Raw genomic sequence first — 21654 nt, forward strand, 5'->3', positions numbered from 1 at the left:
GCCCGGGTGGGGTGGGGGGCCGCTGCGCGCGCGGCACCCGGCTGCGCCCGGGCGTCCCGGGGCTCCGCCCCGGACCCCGCGCCTCGAACGCCGGCGGGGCTGGATTTTGCCCCGGTGCGGGGTCGCTCGTTCAGACTGAAAGGCCACGCCAGTGCTCGGCATGTTCCTGCAGTTGGCCGTCATGGTGGCGGCCATCGCTCTAGGGTCCCGCAAGGGCGGGGTCGCCATGGGGCTCTGGGGGGCCGTCGGGGTGTTCGTGCTCGCGACGTTCTTCGGGGTCGTCCCCGCCGACACCTCGGGCATCGTCGACGTCATGCTGATCATCCTCGCGGTGATCATGGCCGCCTCCGCGATGGAGGCCGCGGGCGGCATCGACTACCTCGTCGGGCTCGCCGAGAAGGCGATCCGCCGCAAGCCCAGCCGCGTGGTCTACGTGGCTCCCCTCGTGTCATGGGCCTTCACCCTGGGCGCCGGCACGGCGCACGTCTTCTACCCCCTGCTCCCCGTCATCCACGACGTGGCCCGCGAAGGCGGTGTCCGCCCGGAGCGGCCCATCGCCGTCTCCTCCATCGCGGCCACCTTCGGTATCACCGCCTCGCCCGTCTCCGCCGCCATGGCCGCCATGATCGTGATGTTCGACGGAGACGGCTGGAACCTGCCGAGGATCATGGCCGTCGCCGTGCCGTCCACGCTGCTCGGCGTGATCGTCGCGGCCACCGTGCAGTCCCGGATCGGCAAGGAGCTCGGGCAGGACGCCGAGTACCTGCGCCGCCTGGCCGCCGGCGAGATCGAGGCCCCCGCCCCGGCCGGAGCCGCCCCGGCGCTGCCGCCGCGGGCGCGCTGGTCGGCGTACCTCTTCCTGGGCGGGACCGTCGCCGTCGTGCTGAGCGGGCTCTTCCCGGGTCTGCGCCCGGACACGGGCAAGGGTCCGCTGTCGATGCCCGCCACCATCGAGATCCTGATGATGGCCGTGGCCGCGCTGATCCTGCTGCTGTGCAAGGTCGACGCCAAGCGGATACCGGGCACGGACGTGGCCAGGTCCGGGCTGGTCGCCGTCATCGGCGTCTTCGGGCTGTCGTGGCTGGGGCTGTCCTTCATCGGTGCGAACGAGGCCAGGATCACCGGCGCGCTCGGCGGGGTCGCGCAGGGCCACCCCTGGTTCTTCGCGGTCATGCTGCTGCTCCTCTCCGCGTTGCTGTTCAGTCAGGCCACGACCACCAAGGCGTTGATGCCCCTCGGGCTCGCCCTCGGTATCCCGGCCCCCCTCCTCATCGCGATGTGGCCCGCCGTGAACGGCTATTTCCTCCTCCCCACCTACGGCACCTTCATCGCGGCGATCAACTTCGACAGGACCGGCACCACCCGCGTCGGCCGCTTCGTCGTCAACCACTCCTTCATGCTGCCGGGTCTGATCACGACGTGCGTCGCGGTATCCACAGGCTTCGCTCTGGTTCGGATTGTCTGACCGGCTGACCTCTTCTCCCGACTTTCCGGAGATTCTTGTGAAAGTTTTCACAAGCGCACGAAGGACCTTCGCCCCACTCGAAATGCCAGGTCAGCCGGGATGGGCCACCCTTGGGTCTGGGGATCATGGGACTTTCGGGCCCCAGCTCAGGACCAACGCGGCGCCAAATGATCGATCAAAAGGCGTGCAATGGAAGCAAGCAATGAGGCGACTCGGAAGGTGCGGGCGATGACTGCCACCCCTGCGGAAACCACGAAGAACGGCGAGGCCTGGGAGGGCTTCAAGGGCGGTCTGTGGCGCGACGCCATCGACGTCCGCGACTTCATCCAGCAGAACTACACGCCGTACGAGGGTGACGACACCTTCCTCGCCGGCCCCACCGAGCGCACCACCGCCGTGTGGAAGGCGATCACGGACAAGTTCCCGGAGGAGCGCGAGAAGGGCGTCTACGACGTCGCGTACGACATCCCCTCGTCGATCACCGCACACGCCCCCGGCTGGATCGACCGCGACAAGGACCTGATCGTCGGCCTCCAGACGGACGCCCCGCTCAAGCGCGCGATCATGCCGTACGGCGGCTGGCGCATGGTCGCCGGCGCCCTGGAGACCTACGGTTACCCGGTCTCCGACGACCTGGAGAAGGTCTTCACCGAGTACCGCAAGACCCACAACGCCGGTGTCTTCGACGCGTACACCCCCGACATCCGCGCCGCCCGCAAGGCCGGCATCGTGACCGGCCTGCCGGACGCGTACGGCCGCGGCCGCATCATCGGCGACTACCGCCGCGTGTCGCTCTACGGTGTCGACCGCCTCATCGCCTTCAAGAAGGAGGAGAAGGAGGAGATCAACTCCCTCCCCGCGGGCAACCGTTCGCTGGAGGAGACGATCCGCCTGCGCGAGGAGCTCTCCGAGCAGATCCGCGCCCTCGCCGAACTCAAGGCGATGGCCGCCTCCTACGGGTACGACATCTCCGGCCCGGCCAAGACCGGCCGCGAGGCCATCCAGTGGCTGTACTTCGCGTACCTGGCCGCCGTGAAGGAGCAGAACGGCGCGGCCATGTCGCTGGGCCGCACCTCCACCTTCATCGACGTCTACCTCCAGCGCGACATCGAGGCCGGCATCCTCACCGAGGAGCAGGCCCAGGAGCTGGTCGACGACTTCATCATCAAGCTCCGCATCGTCCGCTTCCTGCGCACCCCGGAGTACGACGAGCTGTTCTCGGGCGACCCCACCTGGGTCACCGAGTCGATCGCCGGCATGGGCGAGGACGGCCGTCCGCTGGTCACCAAGACCTCCTTCCGCTACCTGCACACCCTCTACAACCTCGGCCCGGCCCCCGAGCCGAACATGACGGTCTTCTGGTCGCCGCAGCTGCCGCAGGGCTTCAAGGAGTTCTGCGCCCGGGTCTCGATCGACACCTCCTCGGTGCAGTACGAGTCCGACGAGCTGATGCGCCCGCGCTTCGGCGACGACACCGCCATCGCCTGCTGCGTCTCGGCCATGCCGGTCGGCAAGCAGATGCAGTTCTTCGGCGCCCGCGTGAACCTCGCCAAGACCCTGCTCTACGCGATCAACGGCGGCCGCGACGAGAAGTCCGGCGCCCAGGTCGGCCCGTCCACCGGTGCGATCACCTCGGACGTCCTGGACTACGACCAGGTCATGGTCAAGTTCGACGAGCAGATGGAGTGGCTCGCCGACACCTACGTCCACGCCCTGAACGTCATCCACTACATGCACGACAAGTACGCGTACGAGCGCATCGAGATGGCGCTCCACGACCGCGACGTGCGCCGCACCATGGCCTGCGGCATCGCCGGCCTCTCGGTCGCCGCCGACTCGCTGGCCGCCATCAAGTACGCCAAGGTCACCGCGCACCGCGACGAGACCGGCCTCGCCACCGACTACACCATCGAGGGCGACTACCCGGCCTACGGCAACAACGACGACCGCGTCGACTCGATCGCCGTCTGGCTCGTCGAGGAGTTCATGAAGAAGGTGCGCAAGCACCCGACCTACCGCAACTCCGAGCACACCCAGTCGGTGCTGACGATCACCTCCAACGTCGTCTACGGCAAGAAGACCGGCAACACGCCGGACGGACGCCGCGCCGGCGAGCCGTTCTCCCCGGGCGCCAACCCGATGAACGGCCGCGACACCCACGGCTACGTCACCTCGGCGCTGTCGGTCGCGAAGCTCCCGTACGAGGACGCCGAGGACGGCATCTCGCTGACCAACACCGTCACTCCCGACGGCCTGGGCCGCACCCCCGAGGAGCGGATCAAGAACCTGGCGGGCGTCCTCGACGGTTACATGGCGGTCGACGGCTTCCATATGAACGTGAACGTGCTCAACCGCGACACGCTCATGGACGCCATGGAGCACCCGGAGAACTACCCGCAGCTGACCATCCGCGTCAGCGGCTACGCGGTGAACTTCGTCCGCCTCACGCGCGCTCAGCAGCTCGACGTGCTGAACCGCACCTTCCACGGCTCTCTCTGACCCCGTCGAGAGACCCACGGACCGCGCGGCCCGGGGCCGGCCCTCACCCGGCCCCGGGACCGCGCGTCACCAGATCAGTCCACGGAATCTGGAAGCTGGAGCACCTGCCATGACCGTCCTGTTCGGTACGAGCCTTCCCGTCGGCCACGCCAACGCCGTCAGCGTGAGCGCGGGCCAGACGCCCGCCGCCGCCGCGACGAAGCGGCCGAGCGAGGGCACGGTGCACTCCTGGGACCTGTCCACCGGGGTCGACGGCCCCGGGACCCGGTTCGTCACCTTCCTGTCCGGCTGCCCGCTGACCTGCCTGTACTGCCACAACCCCGACACGTGGAAGATGCGCAACGGCAAGCGGACCTCGGCCGACGACGTCATCGCCGAAGCCGCCAAGTACACGAAGTTCATCTCCGCGTCCGGCGGCGGCGCCACCGTCTCGGGCGGCGAGCCGCTGCTCCAGCCCGTCTTCGCGGGCGAACTGCTGCACCGGATGAAGAACGACCTCGGGCTGCACACCGCCCTGGACACCTCCGGCTTCCTCGGGGTCCGCGCCACCGACGCGCTGCTGCGCGACGTGGACCTGGTCCTGCTCGACATCAAGTCCTGGGACCGGGAGACGTACAAGAAGGTGACCGGCCGCCCCCTGCAGCCGACCCTGGACTTCGCCCGCCGCCTCGCCGACCTCGGCAAGGAGGTGCACCTGCGCTTCGTGCTGGTGCCCGGGCTGACCGACGCCAGGGAGAACGTCGAGGGCGTCGCCGCCTTCGCGGGCACCCTCGGCAACGTCTCGCGGGTCGACGTACTGCCCTTCCACAAGCTGGGCGAGGGCAAGTGGCAGGCCCTGGACATGAACTTCACGCTCCACGACACCCCGGCGCCGACCGCCGGGCAGGTCGCCGAGGTGAAGGCGGTCTTCGCCGCGCACGGGCTGAACGCGGTCTGAGTCGCGGGCTGTCACCCGTACGGCGCACCGATGAACTCGGCATAACGGGCCGAATCGGTACAGACCACCTAGCGTGGTGCTGTGTCCGAGCCCTCAGATGTCATCGACGCCGCGCCGCCTCCACCGGCGCCCGAGACCCCGCCGCCGGCCGGGCGGTCCGTCGCCGCACGGGCCACCCTGGCCGGCACCGTCGTCTCGCTCCTCCTCATCCTCGCCATCGTGCTCGGCAGCCGGCTGCTGAGGGACTTCGACTCCGCCCTGCTGCCGTACGCCGTCGCCACCGTCTTCCTGGCCTTCGGCGTCGCCTACCGGTACACGGTGTGGGTCTCGGCCCCCGGCGCGCGCCGGCTCTTCAAGAAGGGCTTCGGCAGCTTCTTCTCGGCCGAGAACTTCCGCAAGGCACCCACCGCCCTGCCGAAGATGATCGCCACCTACCTCGGCTTCCAGAAGTTCCTGGGCGCCCGCTCCCGTTCCCGCTGGATCGCCCACCAGCTGATGTTCTGGGGCTGCCTCCTCGCCGCGGCGATCACCTTCCCGCTGACCTGGGGCTGGTTCACCTTCACCGGGGACAGCGCGACCGGCCCCGGGTACGAGATGCGGATCTGGGGCATCAAGGTCCTCGGCTTCGACTCCCTGAACATCCTGGGCTGGCTGATGTTCCACGGCCTGGACATCGCCGCGGTCCTCGTCATCCCCGGAGCCTCGTACTTCCTGTGGCGGCGGATGAAGGACCGCGGGGCCATGACCGGCCAGCGCTTCGCCTACGACATGCTCCCGCTGCTCTGCCTGATCGTGATCTCGGTGACCGGTCTGCTGCTGACCTTCTCCTCGATCTTCCTGCACGGCGGCGGATACGAGTTCCTCGCGATCCTGCACATGGTGTCGGTGGTGTTCACCCTCATCTACATCCCGTTCGGGAAGTTCTTCCACATCGTCCAGCGCCCGGCCGCCGTCGGCATGCAGCTCTTCAAGTACACGGCCCGCCAGGACGACCAGGTCTTCCTCTGCAAGCGCTGCGCGGAACCCATCGACACCACGCCGTACGTGGAGAACCTGCGCGGCACCATGCAGGACCTCGAGCTCGACTTCAACGCCTTCGTCGAATACTGCCCGCGGTGCAAGCGGGTGCTGCGCGGCAACGCCTACCTCTCGCACGTCAAGAAGGGCTTCAAGTGACCGCGACGGACCCCGCCAAGGCGGCCCCGCTGCCCCTCGACCCCTCCATCGCCCCGCCCGGCACCCGCAACTTCCGCGACGCCGGCGGCATCCCCGCCGACAAGTGGCACGCCGACCAGAACGGCGAGACCCTCGTCCCCACCCACTGCTGCTTCTGCGGCGTGCAGTGCGGGATGTACCTGCGCGTCGACAAGGGCGGCAAGGTCTTCGGCGTCGAGCCCCGCAACCACGACATCAACCGGATGCGGCTGTGCCCCAAGGGCATCAACGCCTACCAGCAGGTCAACCACCCCGACCGGCTGACCGCCCCGCTGATGCGGCGCTCGCGCGACGAGGAGTTCGAGGAGGTCTCCTGGGACGAGGCCCTGGACTTCACGGTCTCCGAGATCCGCCGCATCCAGGAGGCCCACGGCAACGACGCCTTCGGGCTGCTCGGCGGAGCCAGCCTGTTCTCCGAGAAGACCTACCTGGTCGGCAAGTTCGCCCGCGTCGCTCTCAAGACCAAGCACGTCGACTACAACGGCCGCCTGTGCATGGTCAGCGCCGCCGGCGCCAACAAGCTCGCCTTCGGCATCGACCGGGCCGGCAACCCCTTCTCCGACATCCTCCTCACCGACTGCCTGCTCATCGCCGGGTCGAACGTGGGGGAGTGCTTCCCCGTGATGACCCAGTACCTGTGGGGCGCGCGGGACCGCGGGGCCTCGCTGATCGTGATCGACCCGCGCGAGACGGCCATCGCCCGCACCGCCGACATCCACGTCGCGATCAAGCCCGGTACCGACTCCGCCTTCTTCAACGCCGTGCTGAACGTGGTCATCGCCGAAGGCCTCACCGACGAGGCCTACATCGCCGCGCACACCACCGGCTGGGACGAGGTCAAGAAGACCGTCGCCGAGTACCCGCCCGCCCGTTCCGCGGAGATCTGCGGGGTCCCTGCCGCCCAGATCGTCCAGGTGGCGCGCGTCTTCGCCGGTGCGGACAAGGCCATGGCCTGGCACGCCCGGGGCATCGAACACCACTCCCAGGGCGTCGAGAACTGCCTGTCCGTCATCAACCTGTGCGTGGCCACCGGCCACATCGGCAAGCCCGGCGCCGGTTACGGCACCATCACCGGCCAGGGCAACGGTCAGGGCGGCCGCGAACACGGACAGAAGTCCGACCTGCTGCCCGGCGGGCGCTCCATCACCAACCCGGAGCACCGCAAGCAGATCTGCCGGATCTGGGGCATCGAGGAGTCCGAACTCCCCGGCGCCGGCACCTCCATGATGGAGATGGTCTGGCAGATGCAGCGCAGGGAGATCCGGGGGCTCATCGGCATCTGCAACAACCCCTTCGTCTCCCTGCCCAACTACGCGGTGGTCAAGGACGGCTACGACACCGCCGAGTTCCACGCCCAGTTCGACTTCTTCCTCTCCGAGACGGCGGCCAACGCCCACGTCGTCTTCCCCGTCACCACCTGGGCCGAGGACGAGGGCGTGATGGCCAACGCCGAGGCCCGCGTGGTCAAGCACAACAAGGCCCAGGAACCCCCCGCGGGGGTGCGCACCGACACCTGGGTCATCTGCGAGCTCGCCAGGCGCCTGGGCGCCGGGAAGCACTTCGAGTTCCCCGGCTCCCGCGAGGTGTTCGAGGAACTGCGCGTGGCCTCCGCCGGCACCGTCAACGACTACTACGGGATCACCTACGACCGGCTCGACGAGACCGGCGGGATCGCCTGGCCCTGCCCCTCCACCGAGCACCCGGGAACCCCCCGGCTGTTCGAGGACGGCCGGACCTACCACCCCGACGGCAAGATCCACATGCAGGTCGTGGAATGGCATCCGCCCATGGACGCCTACACCGAGGAGTTCCCCCTCTCCCTCACCACCGGCCGCACCGTCGCGCACTTCCTCTCCGGCAACCAGACCCGCCGCCTGGGCGCCCTCGTCGAGCAGACCCCCCGCCCCTGGGTGGAGGTCCACCCCTCGCACGGCTTCGCCAACGGAGACCCGGTACGGGTGGTCACCCGCCGCGGCAGCGAGGTGTTCCCGGCCCTGGTCACCGAGGCCATCCGCCCCGACACCGTCTTCATCCCGTACCACTGGCCCGTCCCGACGGCCGCGAACGCCCTGACCATCGACGCCCTCGACCCCCGCTCGAAGATCCCCGAGTACAAGGTCTGCGCGGCCCGCATCGAGGCCGCCGAGCGGGTCGACGAGGTCCCCGCGCCGCCCACCGCACCGGGCCACGAGGCCTACCCGGAGACCCAGGTCTCCCGCACCGACCCCCTGCCCCCCACGTCCCCGCAGGGACGCGGCACGGCGGAGAGGAGCTGACCCGCCATGATGGGCCGCACGATCTTCATCGACCCGGGTCGCTGCATCGGCTGCCAGGCCTGCGTCTCGGCCTGCCGCGAATGCGATTCGCACCGCGGCAAATCGATGATCCACCTGGACTACACCGACCCCGGCATTTCCGTCGCCTCCCTTCCGAGCGTCTGCATGCACTGCGAGGACCCCGTCGCGCCCTGCGCCGAGGTCTGCCCCGCCGACGCGATCCTGGTGACCGCCGACGGAGTGGTCCAGCAGGCCGACACCACCCGCTGCATCGGCTGCTCGAACTGCGTCAACGCCTGCCCCTTCGGCATCCCGAAGATCGACCTCCAGGCGAAGCTGCAGATGAAGTGCAACCTCTGCTACGACCGCACCGCCTACGGCCTCGCCCCGATGTGCGCGACCGTCTGCCCGACCGGAGCCCTCTTCTACGGAACCCTCGAGGAGCTCCAGGCGGAGCGCCCCGGGGTCCAGGTCGCCGACTCCTTCGTCTTCGGAGACGTCGTCGTCCAGACCGGCGTGGCCATGGTCGTCCCCGCCGACAAGGTCCAGTGGCCGGTCCCCGGCGGCCTGCCCGTCGTCGAGATCAACGGAAGGGACGTCCGATGAGCGTCACCGAACAGCCCCCTCCGCACCCAGGCCCCCGGGGCGACGGCAACCCGGCCGACGGCGCGGCCGCCGACGCCGCGGTCGAGCAGCTGCGCGACCGGATCAGCGCCGACTCCCTCACCACCCGCCGCGACTACCTGCGGATCGTCGCCACCGTCTCCGGCGGCCTGGCCATCGGCGGTGTCGGCGTCGCCGCCGGCATCCTGCACCGGCACGGCGACAGCGAGGCCCTGCCCGCGCCCAAGAAGATCAGCGACGAGCTCGCCCCCGGCAAGTCCGTGGCCTTCCGCTTCCCCGGCGAGGACGACCGGGCGCTGGCCGTGCGGCTGGCCGACGGCTCGCTCGTGGGCTACTCCGCCGTCTGCACCCACCTGGCCTGCGGAGTGCTCTGGCGCGAGGACCGGGGCGCCGACGGCGAGCTGTACTGCCCCTGCCACGAGGGCGTCTTCGACGCCCGCACCGGCGAGGTGACGGCCGGTCCTCCGCCGCGCCCGCTGCCCAGGATCCTCCTGATCGAGCAGGGCGACGGCAGCGTCTGGGCCGTCGCCACCGCCCGGTCGGGAGAGCCGGCCAAGGAAGCGCTCTGCCGGCAGTTCGGCGACAAGCACCCCGAGGAAGCCGCCGGCTTGGGCTGCCCCGGGACGGCCCGCGCCGGAGCCCCCGAACGGAGGCCCACATGAGTGACACGCCCCTGCCTCCCCGCCCGGAGTACCACCCGGGCAGCGCCGAGCCCCGCCTCAACCGCCCGGTGCACGAGAGGTACCCCCAGATCCGCTCCACCAGCGGCTACGGGGACCCCCGGATCCGCCACACGGGTCCGGGCCCCGGAGCCGGCACCGAGCAGGAACCCGAGCGCTCCTCGAAGCTCAACGCGCGTCTGGCCCTGGCCCTCACGGTCGTGATCGGGCAGCTCTGGGCGCTGACCGTGACCGTCAACGAGTGGATGAAGGGCAACACCGGCACGGCCTGGTGGGGAGCGGGATTCCTGATCCTCTCCTTCCTCGTAGTGATCGGACTGTGGCTCCTCGACCCGAAGGACCGATGACCATGTCGATACCCACGCCCACCCCGCCCGCGGTGCGTTCGCACCGCATGGAGACCTACAAGCCGGGCGCCACCATCGGTGACTGGCGGCCCGAGGACGAGGGCTTCTGGCAGTCCACCGGGCGCCGGGTGGCCCAGCGCAACCTCTGGGTCTCGATCCCGGCGCTGATGCTCGGCTTCGTGGTCTGGCAGGTCTGGTCGGTGACCGTGGTCAAGCTGAACGACGTCGGCTTCGGCTTCTCGAAGTCGCAGCTGTTCTGGCTGACCGCCATCCCCGGGATCACCGGCGGCACCTTCCGGATCCTGTACACCTTCATCGGGCCGATCTTCGGCGAGCGGAAGTTCACCGCCTTCAGCACGATCATCCTGGTCGTGCCGATGCTGTGGCTGGGCTTCGCGCTCCAGGACACCGGGACCCCGTACTGGGAGCTGGCGCTGATCGCGGCCGTCTGCGGGATCGGCGGCGCGAACTTCGCCTCCTCGATGGCGAACATCGGCTTCTTCTTCCCCAAGCGGGAGAAGGGCAGCGCCAACGGCCTCAACGGCGGTCTCGGCAACCTCGGCGTCAGCGTGGTCCAGCTGATCGCCCCGCTGGTGGTCACGGCGGCCGTGCTGGGCGCCCCGGCGGGCGGACCGCAGCACGACGCCAAGAAGAACACCGACATCTGGCTCCAGAACGGCGCCTTCCTGTGGGTGCCGCTGCTGGTCATCATGGCCCTGCTCGCGTGGTTCCTGATGAACGACCTGAAGGTGGCCGCGGCCCCCTTCAGCCAGCAGAAGATCATCTTCAAGCGCAAGCACAACTGGCTGATGACCTGGCTCTACGTCGGCACCTTCGGGTCCTTCATCGGGTTCGCGGCCGGCCTGCCGCTGCTGATCAAGAACAACTTCGAGGCGCAGGGCTACCAGGCCACCACCTATGCGTGGATCGGCCCCTTCGTCGGCGCGATCATGCGCTGGGGAGGCGGCTGGCTCTCCGACAAGATCGGCGGCGCCAGGGTCACCATGCTCTCGTTCGTCGGCATGGCCGCCGCCCTGGTCGTGGTGATCTTCGCGCTGCCGTCCGGCGGCGACCAGGGCAGCTTCTGGGCCTTCTTCATCGGCTTCCTGGTGGCCTTCGCCTTCTCCGGCCTGGGCAACGGCTCCACCTTCCGGCAGATTCCGGTGATCTTCCGGGACCAGCACATGAAGCAGGTCGAGGGCCAGAGCCCCGAGGTGCGGGCCGCGGCGCTGAAGCAGTCGGAGATGGAGGCGGGTGCCGTCACCGGCTTCTCCTCGGCCATCGCCGCCTACGGCTTCTTCTTCATCCCCGCGATGTTCGCGGCCATGGCCGTCACCAACGCACTGTGGATCTTCATCGGCTTCTACGCCACCTGCCTGGTGGTGTGCTGGTGGTTCTACGCCCGCAAGGGCGCCGAGGCTCCCAGCTGAGCGGGGCCGGTGGCGGGGACGGCCGTACCCTGGAGGCATGAGCGACGCCCCCGCCACCGCACCGCAGGACCCGCAGGACGCACCGGCCCCGGAGGGGGCGCGGCCCGCGAAGCCGAAGCCGCGGCTGGTCTTCGACGACCCGCTGGACCAGCAGTCCTCGGACGACACCGACCGGGGCTGGGGCGAACGGCCGCCCGCCGGCGGAAGCGCGGCCGACCTGGCCCGCTTCCTCGACGAGAAGCCGCCGCACCACGTCTGAGCCCGCGGAGCGGTCAGTAGCCGCCGCGCGACCCCGGCGCCCCGGCGCCACCGCCGTTCGCGCCCCGCTGGGCGATCAGCTCGTCGCGGATCTCCTTGAGGACCACCAGCTCGGTGATCTCCATGGTCTCCTGGACGCCTTCCTTCGCCCTGCGGCGCTGCTCGACCTTGGCGAGGTACTTCGCCATCGGCAGGACCATCAGGAAGTAGACGACCGCCGCAGTGATCAGGAAGGTGAGTGCCGCGTTCAGCACCGAGCCCCAGAGGAGCTCCACGCCCGTCGTCTTGCCGTCCGCGCCGGTCGTGCAGGGATCCTTGATGCAGGTCTTGTAGGCGTCCAGGCTCTGCGTACCGACGAGGCCGATCACCGGGCTGATCAGGCCCTTCACCACGGAGTTCACGATGTTCGTGAACGCGGCACCGATGACCACGGCCACCGCCAGGTCGACCACGTTGCCGCGCATCAGGAAGGCCTTGAAGCCCGCCAGGACGCTCTCCTTCTTCTTCTCGCTCACCACTGAGCCTTTCTTCGCATCTACAGAACATGGAGCCAACGGTTCCGAAAGCTACGGCAGTCCGGGCCCGGCGTGTCCAATCGACGCCCACCTCGAGGTGACTTGACTGCGCGTCTGTGCGATTCAACACAGCGTCACCGCCAGTCGGGACACAGTGCCCGCCCCCACGAGATCCCGCGCGGTTTCCCGGGGCACGGACAGCACCACCAGGGCCCCACCGTCCCCAACACCCTTCTCGGAATCGGGTACTTCGGCAACTCGGGCCCCCGCCGCCACCACACGGGGCGGCCCGCCGCGCTCCGCCGCGACCACGTCCACCCGGTCGCCGGGTCGCAGCAGGCGCACCGTCGCCGCGTCCGCGATGCGCACCGGCGCGGAGACCATCCGCACCGCCGCCGGGGGAGCCGCCCGGGCGCTCCGTGCCGCGGGCGGAGCCGCGCCCCGTGAGGCCTGCGCCTCGGTTCCGCCCACCGCCAGCAGGGCCGCGGCGACGGCCAGTCCGGCCGCTCCACCGCGCCGCCGGCGCCGTACGGCCCTGCGCAGCCGGTCCCCGCCCCGCCCCACGCGAAGCGGGGGGAAGGGGGGAACGGGGCGCGCGGGGGGACACGTGGCGGAATGGGGACGAGGGACGGGGGAGGGGCGGGCGGGGGTGTGGGTGTGCGCGTGGAAGTCGGACGAAGGGCGGGAAGGGTGGGAAAGGCTGGAAGGGGTACGGGACTTCGCGGTCATGACGGCCACCACCAGACGGAGAGGGATCCGATGCCCGGACCCAGCGCCCGGACACCCCTCACGATCCACCGCCCCGCCGACTCCCGCCCGGGCCTGTGGATGATCCCCAGCCTGTGGATATCGCCGTCACCCCCAGGAGTTACCGCCCGCCGCGATCGGCGGTGATCAGCCGCGATCGGCCGCGATCCGCCGCAGCGCGTCCACCGGATCCGGGGCCCGGGTCACCGACCGGCCGACCACGATGTGCGAGGCACCGGCCCCGAACGCCGCCGCCGGGGTCCCGGCGCGGGCGTGACCGCCCGCCTCCCCGCCGGGCAGCCCGTCGTCCGGCAGCGTCACGCCCGGTGTGACGATCAGCGGGCCGGGCCCCAACAGGCCGCGCAGCGGCCCCGCTTCCCGGGGCGAGGCGATCACCCCGTCGCACCCGGCATCCGCCGCCAGCCGGGCCAGCCGCAGCACCTGCGCGTCGGGGTCCGCACCGATGCCGATGTCGGCCAAGTCGCTCCCGGTCATGCTCGTGACCACCGTCAGCGCGAGCACCCGCAGCCCCGGGAACTCCCGCGCGGCCTCTACCGCCGCCGCCATGATCCCCGTACCGCCCATGGAGTGGACGGTGACCATGGAGGCGCCCAGTGAGCCGGCGGCGCGGACGGCGCCCGCCACGGAGTTCGGGATCTCGAAGAGCTTCAGGTCGAGGAAGACGTCGTGGCCCTGGCCGACGAGCTCGCGCACGAGGTCCGGCCCGGCGGCGGTCAGGAGCTCCAGGCCGATCTTGTAGGAGCCGCAGGTGCCCCCGAGGCGCGCTACGAGGGCCCGGGCGTCGGCGGCGTTGTCGAAGTCGAGGGCGACGATGATCCGGTGACCGGCAGGGGTGTCCATCCCGCCAGTGTCCGGACCCGGCCGCCCGGGCGGACCGCCGGGGCCGGGATCGGACCCCGCGCAGGCCCGGACCCCGCGCAGGCCTGGACCCCGCGCAGGCCCGGACCCCGCGCAGGCCCAGGAAATCCGGGCCACCCGCCTACGGCAGCTCGATCCCCAGGTCCCAGCCGTCGTGCGCGTGGGTGCACAGGCAGGCGCGGGACTCCGTCGGGGGCAGGGCGGCCACCGCGTCGAAGAGGACCTCGCGGAGCCGGCCGACGTTCTCGCCGAAGACCTTCAGGACCTCGGTGTGGGAGACCCCCTCGCCCGCCTCGGCGCCCGCGTCCAGGTCCGTGACCAGCGCCATCGAGGTGTAGCAGAGGCCCAGCTCGCGGGCGAGGACGGCCTCGGGGTGTCCGGTCATGCCGACCACCGACCAGCCGGCCGCCGCGTGCCACCGGGACTCGGCGCGCGTCGAGAAGCGCGGCCCCTCGATGACGACCATGGTGCCGCCGTCCACCGGCTCCCACTCCCGCCCGCGCGCCGCCGCCAGCGCCACGGACCGGCCCACCGGGCAGTACGGGTCGGCGAAGGTGGTGTGCACGACGTTCGGGACCGAGCCGTCGGGCAGGGGCTCGCCGTCGAAGTAGGTCTGGGCGCGGGACTTCGTACGGTCGACCAGCTGGTCGGGGACGAGCAGCGTGCCCGGGCCGTACTCGGGGCGCAGGCCGCCGACCGCGCACGGGCCCAGGACCTGGCGGACGCCGACCGAGCGCAGGGCCCACAGGTTGGCCCGGTAGTTGATCTTGTGCGGGGGAACCGTGTGGCTCCGGCCGTGCCTCGGCAGGAACGCCACGGTCCGGCCGGCCAGCTCGCCGAGGTACAGGGAGTCGCTGGGAGGCCCGTAGGGCGTCTCCACCTGGATCTCGGACACGTCCTCCAGGAAGGAGTAGAAGCCCGATCCGCCGATGACACCGATCTCTGCATTCGCCATGCGGCCCAGCCTATCCGGGCGTGCCGAAGGCCCCGCCGTCGGCAAGGACGGCAGGGCCTTCGATGAAGCTGTCGGTCGGGTCAGGCGGCCGAGGTGCTCGACGACGACGAAGAAGAGGTCGTGGTCGAGGACGCCGAAGAGGACGACGACGCGGCCGGGGTGGCGGCAGGCGTCGACGGCTTCGAGGCAGGGGTGCTGCTCGACGAAGCGCCGCGGCTGTCGTTCCGGTAGAAACCGGAACCCTTGAACACGATGCCGACCGCGGAGAACACCTTCTTCAGGCGTCCGTCACAGTTCGGGCACACGGTCAGCGCGTCATCGGTGAACTTCTGCACGGCCTCAAGGCCCTCACCGCACTCGGTGCACTGGTACTGGTAGGTCGGCACGAATTTCCTCCTGGCACTCTGGCTCTATGAGTGCTAACGACGCTCCATGGTGGCGTATTCCGGCGGATCAGTCCACCGTCACCGGCACGCGGTGACCCAGACCACGCTCGTTCACACCCGCGGAGGGTGCCTTCGAGGCGGCAGGGGCGGCGGCCCGGACGGCAGCCGGCTTGGACGAGCTGACGATGCGGCTCGGGGCCTTCGGGGCCAGCTTCGCACGCAGCGCCAGCAGGATGGTCAGCGCGAGCGCGGTGGCCACCAGCGGCACGAGGAAGCCGTACGAGGACCCGTGGGCGTCCGTCAGACGGCCGGCCAGGGTCACGGCGCCGGCCTGCCCGAAGGCGACCGCTCCGGTGAGCCAGGTGAAGGCCTCGGTCCGCGAGGCGGCCGGGATCAGCTGCTCGATCATGGTGTAGCCGGTGATCAGCGCGGGGGCGATGCACAGGCCGACGACCAGGCCGAGCGCGCCCAGCAGGATCATCGAGTCGGCGGCCCACAGGACCGAGGCGGCCGCGGTGAGACCGACGTAGCCGAGGATCAGGCGACGGCGCGGGCCGATCTTCCAGGCGATGGCGCCGCAGGCGATGCCGGCGATCATGTTGCCCGCGGCGAAGACGCCGTAGAGCAGACCGTTGGCCCCGGGGTTGCCGATCTCCTCGGAGAACGCGGCGAGCGAGACCTGCATGCCGCCGAAGACGGCGCCGATGCCGATGAAGGCGACGATCAGGACGCGCAGGCCGTGGAACGACAGGGCCGAGGCGTGCTTCTCACCGTGCGCCGGGCGGGCGACGGGCTGGGGCTGCGTGGCGCGCTGTGCGGCGAAGAGCAGGCCGCCGATCAGGGTCAGCGCGGCCTCGGTGACCAGACCGGCCGCCGGGTTGACCCCGGTGCACAGCGCGGTGGCCAGCACGGGGCCGACGACGAAGGTGAACTCGTCGGTGACGGACTCGAACGCGGCGGCCGTGGGCAGCAGCGGGGAGCCCTCGAGCTTGACCGCCCAGCGGGACCGGACCATGGGTCCGACCTGCGGGACGGATGCACCGGCGGGGACGGCCGCCAGTGCGAGCGCCCAGACGGGCGCGCCCAGCAGCGCGAACGCCACCAGGGAGCTGACGGCGGTGGCGTGCGTGAGGGCCACCGGGACCAGTACGGCGCTCTGGCCGTGGCGGTCGATGAGCTTGCCCATGACCGGGGCGAACACGGCCATGGAGATGCCGGTGACGGCGGCGACGATGCCGGCGCTGCCGTAGGAACCGGTGGTGTGCTGGACGAGGAGCAGGATGCTGATCGTCAGCATGCCGAAGGGGAGCCGAGCGGCGAATCCCGGGAGAACGAAGCCGAGGGCGCCGGGCGTGCGCAGGAGCTGCCCGTAGCCGGGGCGGGCGGACTTGTCGGTCGTGACCGCGGATGTCACGGCCTGGCCTTTCCGCTGCCTGGTAGAACTCCCCGTCTGCGGACGATGCACCGCTTTGTGGGCGGTCGCACCCGTACATGTGGGAGCCCCGAGAGCTGTCCTCTTGCGCCGAACCGAGTGATACCTGGGCGCCCACTGCGGGAGGGTGCCACGGCCGCTTTGCGGTCGCGCCAGCTCTGCGTCAGGCAGAGTTGGTTCGATGTGTTGTGCCTTTATCGTACAGGTGGATCGGTATCCGCGCCCTGTGATTAGGGCTACAGGGCGTGTCTTCACCTGCGATTAACTGGAACTTCGCATTCAGGTCCCCTCTAAATGGGGGCGAAAGCGGGCATATGCCATCGAAAATGGTGAAAGTTAGAGCAGCGCTCTAACTTTCGGGCCGTCCTCCACTAGCGCGCCGGAGGCCCTTCGCCGGTCCCCAGCCACCCCGCCAGCTTGCCGCCCCGGGCCACCGCCCGCAGCCGCGCCTCGGCCGCGTCCCGCACCGGGTCCGTGGCCACCACCAGCAGCTCGTCCCCGCGCCGCAGCACGGTCGACGGCGCCGGTACGAAGCTCTTCGCGTCCCGGACGACCAGCGTCACGGAGGCCCCCGGCGGCAGCCGCAGCTCGCTCACCTCCACGCCGTGCATCCGCGAGGCCGGCGGGATCGCGAAGGACAGCAGGTGTCCGCGCAGCTTCTCCAGCGGCGCCGACTCGATCCCCAGGTCGGAAGCGGCCTCGTCGGTGTCGCCGAGCTTCAGCTTGCGCGCGAGCCACGGCAGCGTCGGGCCCTGCACCAGGGTGTAGACGACGACGAGGACGAAGACGATGTTGAAGACGCGCTCGCTGCCCTCGATCCCGGACACCATCGGGATGGTCGCCAGGATGATGGGCACGGCGCCGCGCAGGCCCGCCCACGACATCAGGGCCTGCTCCTGCCAGGGCAGCCGGAACGGCAGCAGCGAGACGAATACCTCCAGCGGCCGCGCCACCATCGTCAGCACCAGCCCGATGATCACCGCCGGCCAGAAGTCGTGGACCAGCTCGTGCGGGGTCACCAGCAGGCCGAGCAGGACGAACATGCCGATCTGGGCGATCCAGCCGAGCCCGTCCGCGAACCCGCGGGTGGCCGGCCAGTGCGGCAGCTTCGCGTTGCCGAGGATCATCGCCGCCAGGTACACCGCGAGGAAGCCGGAGCCGTGTGCCATCGCGCCGGCCGCGTACGCCGTGATGGCGATCGCCATGACCGCGATCGGGTAGAGACCGGAGGCGGGCAGGGCCACGTGCCGCAGCCCGTACGAGCCGAGGAAGCCCACCGCGAGGCCGATCGCGGCGCCGATCGTCAGCTCCAGGGCGATCTTGCCTATGAGGACGTACCACTCGTCGACCGGTCCGACGGTCGCGAAGGCCACGACCAGGATCACGACCGGGGCGTCGTTGAAGCCCGACTCGGCCTCCAGGACGCCCGTCACCCGGGAGGGGAGCGGGACCTTGCGCAGGACGGAGAAGACGGCCGCCGCGTCGGTCGAGGAGACGACCGCGCCGATCAGCAGGGCCTGGCGCCATTCCAGCCCGACCAGGTAGTGCGCTCCGGCGGCGGTCACGCTCACGCTGACGGCGACGCCGACCAGCGACAGCACGATCGCGGCCGGCAGGGCCGGCTTGATCTCTTTCCACTTGGTGCCCAGACCACCCTCGGCGAGGATCACGACGAGTGCGGCATAGCCGATGACCTGGGTCAGCTCGGCGTTGTCGAAGACGACGTTGCCGATCCCGTCCTGGCCTATCGCGATGCCTATGCCGAGGTAAATGAGCAGGCTGGGGAGTCCGCTGCGCGAGGAGACGCGTACCGCCGCAACCGCGACGAGCAGCACGAGCGAGCAGACCAGCAGAAGCTCATTGAGCGTGTGGACAGTCAGCGGGCGGCCCTTTCCTCGACGTGCCTGGCGATGGCGCAACGACGGCCGTCGGACTGACGGATCGTTCCGGCACGGGCACGGACGGCAAGTACTTCGTTACCTTACCTAATCTTTGACGCGCCCTTTACTCGATAGCCACATTGTGAAACGCCCGCGGGGCTCTGTCCTCATGACCTCGACCCCTGGCGGATCAACGAAGCCGGTCCTGCGCCTATGGTTGCTCCCAGCACTCCCAGGACCACCCTGCCCCTCTAAGGACAGCGATGCCCGCCAACGAAACCGCCCCTTCCGTCAAGAAGAAGGGACGACGCGCCCGTCTGATCGTGCTCGTTCTGGTCCTGGCGCTCGTCGCGGGCCTCGGGTACGGGGCGTACTGGAGCGTGGACAGCGTGCGCGCCTCGTTCCCGCAGACCACCGGCTCCCTCAAGGTGCCCGGCCTGACCGGGACCGTGGACGTCAAGCGCGATGCCAACGGAATCCCCCAGCTGTACGCCGACAACGACGACGACCTCTTCCGGGCGCAGGGCTTCGTGCACGCGCAGGACCGGTTCTGGGAGATGGACGTCCGCCGGCACATGACCTCCGGGCGGCTCTCGGAGATGTTCGGCGCCGGCCAGGTGGAGACCGACGCCTTCCTGCGCACCCTCGGCTGGCGCCAGGTCGCGCAGGAGGAGTACGACAAGAAGCTCTCGCCGGAGACCAAGAAGTACCTCCAGGCCTACGCCGACGGGGTCAACGCGTACCTGAAGGGGAAGTCCGGCAAGGACCTCTCCGTCGAGCACGCCGCCCTCGAGCTCAGCGACGACTACCAGCCCGAGCAGTGGACCCCGGTCGACTCCGTGGCCTGGCTCAAGGCGATGGCCTGGGACCTGCGCGGCAACATGCAGGACGAGATCGACCGTGCTCTGATGACGGGCAAGCTCTCGCAGCAGGAGATCGGCGACCTCTACCCGCAGTACCCCTTCGACCGGAACAAGCCGATCGTCGAGGGCGGCTCGGTGGCGGGCGGCAAGTACGCCCCGCAGTCCCCGGGCTCCGGCTCCGCGCCGGCCGGCGGACCGGGCGGCCAGGGCGCCGCCACGGGCTCCCAGACCTCCGCGGCCACCGGCCAGAACGGCCCGGGCGGCCAGACCGGCCTGGCCGGCAACGCCACCGCCCAGGGCGCGACCGTGGGCCTGCGCACGCAGCTGAGCGCGCTGGCCGACACCCTGGACCAGATCCCCGCGATCCTCGGCCCCGCCGGCAGCGGCATCGGCTCGAACTCCTGGGTCGTCTCGGGCAAGTACACGACCACCGGCAAGCCGCTGCTCGCGAACGACCCGCACCTCTCCCCGCAGCTGCCCTCGGTCTGGTACCAGATGGGCCTGCACTGCCGCACCGTCTCGGCCCAGTGCCAGTACGACGTGGCCGGCTACACCTTCTCCGGCATGCCCGGCGTGGTCATCGGCCACAACGCCGACATCGCCTGGGGCATGACCAACCTCGGTGCCGACGTCACCGACCTCTACCTGGAGCAGGTCCGGCCCGAGGGCTACGTCTACGACAACAAGGTGCTCCCCTTCACCACCCGCGAAGAGGTCATCAAGATCGCCGGCGGCGGTGAGAAGAAGATCACGGTCCGCAGCACCAACAACGGCCCGCTGATCTCCGACCGCAGCACCGAGATCACCACGGTCGGCGCCCGCGCCCCCGTCGCCAGCTCCGCGCCCGACCGGGGCAACGGATACGGCGTCGCCCTGCGCTGGACCGCCCTGGACCCCGGCAAGTCGATGGACGCCGTCTTCAAGATCGACCGGGCCAGGGACTTCAACAGCTTCCGCGCGGCGGCCCGCGATTTCGAGGTCCCCTCCCAGAACCTGATCTACGCCGACAACAAGGGCGCGAACGGCAACATCGGCTACCAGGCCCCGGGCCGCATCCCGATCCGCGGCGGCGGCGCCGACGGCTCCATGCCGGCCCCCGGCTGGGACTCGAAGTACGCGTGGAAGGGCACCAAGGACTCGGCCGCGGGCTGGATCCCGCAGGACGAGATGCCCTACGACCTCAACCCGGCCCGCGGCTACATCGTCACCGCCAACCAGGCGGTCGTGGAGAGCGGCACCGGCGCCGGCAAGTACCCGTACCTGCTGACGACGGACTGGGGCTACGGCGCCCGCAGCCAGCGGATCAACGACCTCATCGAGGCGAAGATCAAGGACAACGGCAAGATCTCCACCGACGACATGCGCACCATGCAGATGGACAACAGCAGCGAGATCGCGGCGCTGCTGACCCCGATGCTGGCCAAGATCGACGTCTCGGACCCGGACGTGCGCGCCGCGCAGAAGCTGCTGGAGGGCTGGAACTACACCCAGGAGCCCGACTCGGCGGCCGCCGCGTACTTCAACGCCGTCTGGCGCAACATCCTCAAGCTGGCCTTCGGCGACAAGATGCCCAAGGAGCTGCGCGTCGAGGGCAGCTGCATGAACGTTCCCGAGCAGACGACCGGCCCGGCCGACGACCTCGCCAAGATGGTCCGCGAATGCGGTACGCGCGATTCCGACTCGGCGCAGCCGGACGGCGGCGACCGCTGGTTCGAGGTGGTCCGCCGCCTGGTCAAGGACGAGAAGTCCAAGTGGTGGCAGGCGCCGGCCGCCGGCCGCAACACCCCGGCCACCACCACCCGCGACCAGCTCTTCGCGCGGGCCATGAAGGACGCGCGCTGGGAGCTGACCGCCAAGCTCGGCAAGGACCAGTCGACCTGGAGCTGGGGCCGGCTGCACCAGCTGATGCTGAAGAACCAGACGATCGGCACCGAAGGCCCGGGCTACCTCCAGTGGCTCCTCAACCGCGGCCCGTGGAACCTGGGCGGCGGCGAGGCCACCGTCAACGCGACCGGCTGGAACGCCTCCAGCGGGTACGGGGTCACCTGGGTGCCGTCGATGCGGATGGTCGTGAACCTCAACGACCTCGACAAGTCCCGCTGGATCAACCTGACGGGCGCCTCGGGGCACGCGTACCACGACAACTACACGGACCAGACGACCCTGTGGGCCAAGGGCGAGCTGCTGGACTGGGCCTTCGGCAAGGAGGCCGTGGACAGGGCCACGGTCGACACCCTGAAGCTGACGCCCTGACGGCGCCGAGTCT

18 protein-coding genes are annotated in these 21654 nt (G+C 70.2%); 11 read left to right on the top strand and 7 right to left on the bottom strand.

The window, feature by feature from the left end; all coding sequences use genetic code 11:
- The first annotated feature begins 160 nt into the window (after positions 1 to 160).
- The 10 genes from ACWGDE_RS08660 to ACWGDE_RS08705 all read left to right on the top strand — a co-directional run bounded on the left by ACWGDE_RS08660 (position 161) and on the right by ACWGDE_RS08705 (position 11732).
- Entirely contained in the window at positions 161 to 1465 is a 1305-nt protein-coding gene (locus ACWGDE_RS08660) for an anaerobic C4-dicarboxylate transporter family protein (protein ID WP_453388260.1), read from the top strand.
- A 228-nt stretch (positions 1466 to 1693) separates the two neighbouring features.
- Positions 1694 to 3964 (top strand): formate C-acetyltransferase, encoded by a 2271-nt coding sequence (gene pflB, locus ACWGDE_RS08665; RefSeq protein ID WP_453388261.1) that lies wholly within the window; start codon positions 1694 to 1696, stop codon positions 3962 to 3964.
- A 109-nt stretch (positions 3965 to 4073) separates the two neighbouring features.
- Complete coding sequence (gene pflA, locus ACWGDE_RS08670; RefSeq protein ID WP_453388262.1) at positions 4074 to 4901, top strand: pyruvate formate-lyase-activating protein; 828 nt, start codon at positions 4074 to 4076, stop codon at positions 4899 to 4901.
- A gap of 81 nt (positions 4902 to 4982) precedes the next feature.
- Positions 4983 to 6077: an MFS transporter gene (locus ACWGDE_RS08675; RefSeq protein ID WP_453388263.1), complete on the top strand. Its 1095-nt coding sequence runs from the start codon at positions 4983 to 4985 to the stop codon at positions 6075 to 6077.
- Positions 6074 to 8392, top strand: coding sequence for a molybdopterin oxidoreductase family protein (locus ACWGDE_RS08680; RefSeq protein ID WP_453388264.1), 2319 nt, complete (start codon positions 6074 to 6076; stop codon positions 8390 to 8392). The genes ACWGDE_RS08675 and ACWGDE_RS08680 overlap by 4 nt, the downstream gene beginning before the upstream one ends.
- A gap of 6 nt (positions 8393 to 8398) precedes the next feature.
- Positions 8399 to 8998, top strand: a complete 600-nt coding sequence (locus ACWGDE_RS08685; protein ID WP_453388265.1) for a 4Fe-4S dicluster domain-containing protein — start codon at positions 8399 to 8401, stop codon at positions 8996 to 8998.
- Positions 8995 to 9678 (top strand): QcrA and Rieske domain-containing protein, encoded by a 684-nt coding sequence (locus ACWGDE_RS08690; RefSeq protein WP_453388266.1) that lies wholly within the window; start codon positions 8995 to 8997, stop codon positions 9676 to 9678. The genes ACWGDE_RS08685 and ACWGDE_RS08690 overlap by 4 nt, the downstream gene beginning before the upstream one ends.
- Complete coding sequence (locus ACWGDE_RS08695; protein WP_453388267.1) at positions 9675 to 10043, top strand: hypothetical protein; 369 nt, start codon at positions 9675 to 9677, stop codon at positions 10041 to 10043. The genes ACWGDE_RS08690 and ACWGDE_RS08695 overlap by 4 nt, the downstream gene beginning before the upstream one ends.
- Before the next feature lie 2 nt (positions 10044 to 10045).
- Positions 10046 to 11473 (top strand): NarK family nitrate/nitrite MFS transporter, encoded by a 1428-nt coding sequence (locus tag ACWGDE_RS08700; RefSeq protein WP_453388268.1) that lies wholly within the window; start codon positions 10046 to 10048, stop codon positions 11471 to 11473.
- A gap of 37 nt (positions 11474 to 11510) precedes the next feature.
- The gene (locus ACWGDE_RS08705) at positions 11511 to 11732 is read left to right on the top strand and encodes a hypothetical protein (RefSeq protein ID WP_453388269.1); all 222 of its coding nucleotides are present in this window, start codon (positions 11511 to 11513) and stop codon (positions 11730 to 11732) included.
- 13 nt (positions 11733 to 11745) lie between these two features.
- On the opposite strand, the gene mscL is transcribed toward ACWGDE_RS08705, so the two are convergent.
- From mscL to ACWGDE_RS08740, 7 genes are all read right to left on the bottom strand, one after another.
- Positions 11746 to 12249 (bottom strand): large conductance mechanosensitive channel protein MscL, encoded by a 504-nt coding sequence (mscL, locus tag ACWGDE_RS08710; RefSeq protein WP_453388270.1) that lies wholly within the window; start codon positions 12247 to 12249, stop codon positions 11746 to 11748.
- A gap of 120 nt (positions 12250 to 12369) precedes the next feature.
- On the bottom strand, positions 12370 to 12810 hold the full coding sequence (locus tag ACWGDE_RS08715; RefSeq protein ID WP_453388271.1) for a hypothetical protein: 441 nt from the start codon (positions 12808 to 12810) through the stop codon (positions 12370 to 12372).
- A gap of 330 nt (positions 12811 to 13140) precedes the next feature.
- On the bottom strand, positions 13141 to 13854 hold the full coding sequence (gene pyrF, locus ACWGDE_RS08720) for an orotidine-5'-phosphate decarboxylase (protein WP_453388272.1): 714 nt from the start codon (positions 13852 to 13854) through the stop codon (positions 13141 to 13143).
- A gap of 139 nt (positions 13855 to 13993) precedes the next feature.
- Positions 13994 to 14827, bottom strand: coding sequence for an S-methyl-5'-thioadenosine phosphorylase (locus ACWGDE_RS08725; RefSeq protein WP_453388273.1), 834 nt, complete (start codon positions 14825 to 14827; stop codon positions 13994 to 13996).
- 80 nt (positions 14828 to 14907) lie between these two features.
- Complete coding sequence (locus tag ACWGDE_RS08730; RefSeq protein ID WP_453388274.1) at positions 14908 to 15213, bottom strand: FmdB family zinc ribbon protein; 306 nt, start codon at positions 15211 to 15213, stop codon at positions 14908 to 14910.
- Positions 15214 to 15280: 67 nt separating this feature from the next.
- A complete protein-coding gene (locus ACWGDE_RS08735) occupies positions 15281 to 16627 on the bottom strand; it encodes an MFS transporter (protein WP_453388275.1) in 1347 nt (448 codons plus the stop codon).
- A gap of 389 nt (positions 16628 to 17016) precedes the next feature.
- A complete protein-coding gene (locus tag ACWGDE_RS08740) occupies positions 17017 to 18564 on the bottom strand; it encodes a potassium/proton antiporter (protein ID WP_453388276.1) in 1548 nt (515 codons plus the stop codon).
- Positions 18565 to 18788: 224 nt separating this feature from the next.
- Here ACWGDE_RS08740 and ACWGDE_RS08745 point away from each other — a divergent pair, with 224 nt between their 5' ends.
- A complete protein-coding gene (locus ACWGDE_RS08745; RefSeq protein WP_453388277.1) occupies positions 18789 to 21641 on the top strand; it encodes a penicillin acylase family protein in 2853 nt (950 codons plus the stop codon).
- Positions 21642 to 21654: the final 13 nt, after the last annotated feature.

This window comes from Streptomyces sp. NPDC054956 (assembly GCF_053609185.1).

Coding starts and splice junctions, on each gene's coding strand:
- ACWGDE_RS08695 (WP_453388267.1), top strand. CDS start 9,675: ATGAGTGACACGCCCCTGCCTCCCCGCCCGGAGTACCACCCGGGCAGC.
- ACWGDE_RS08660 (WP_453388260.1), top strand. CDS start 161: ATGTTCCTGCAGTTGGCCGTCATGGTGGCGGCCATCGCTCTAGGGTCC.
- pflA (WP_453388262.1), top strand. CDS start 4,074: ATGACCGTCCTGTTCGGTACGAGCCTTCCCGTCGGCCACGCCAACGCC.
- pyrF (WP_453388272.1), bottom strand. CDS start 13,854: ATGGACACCCCTGCCGGTCACCGGATCATCGTCGCCCTCGACTTCGAC.
- ACWGDE_RS08725 (WP_453388273.1), bottom strand. CDS start 14,827: ATGGCGAATGCAGAGATCGGTGTCATCGGCGGATCGGGCTTCTACTCC.
- ACWGDE_RS08745 (WP_453388277.1), top strand. CDS start 18,789: ATGCCCGCCAACGAAACCGCCCCTTCCGTCAAGAAGAAGGGACGACGC.
- pflB (WP_453388261.1), top strand. CDS start 1,694: ATGACTGCCACCCCTGCGGAAACCACGAAGAACGGCGAGGCCTGGGAG.
- ACWGDE_RS08690 (WP_453388266.1), top strand. CDS start 8,995: ATGAGCGTCACCGAACAGCCCCCTCCGCACCCAGGCCCCCGGGGCGAC.
- ACWGDE_RS08700 (WP_453388268.1), top strand. CDS start 10,046: ATGTCGATACCCACGCCCACCCCGCCCGCGGTGCGTTCGCACCGCATG.
- ACWGDE_RS08705 (WP_453388269.1), top strand. CDS start 11,511: ATGAGCGACGCCCCCGCCACCGCACCGCAGGACCCGCAGGACGCACCG.
- ACWGDE_RS08685 (WP_453388265.1), top strand. CDS start 8,399: ATGATGGGCCGCACGATCTTCATCGACCCGGGTCGCTGCATCGGCTGC.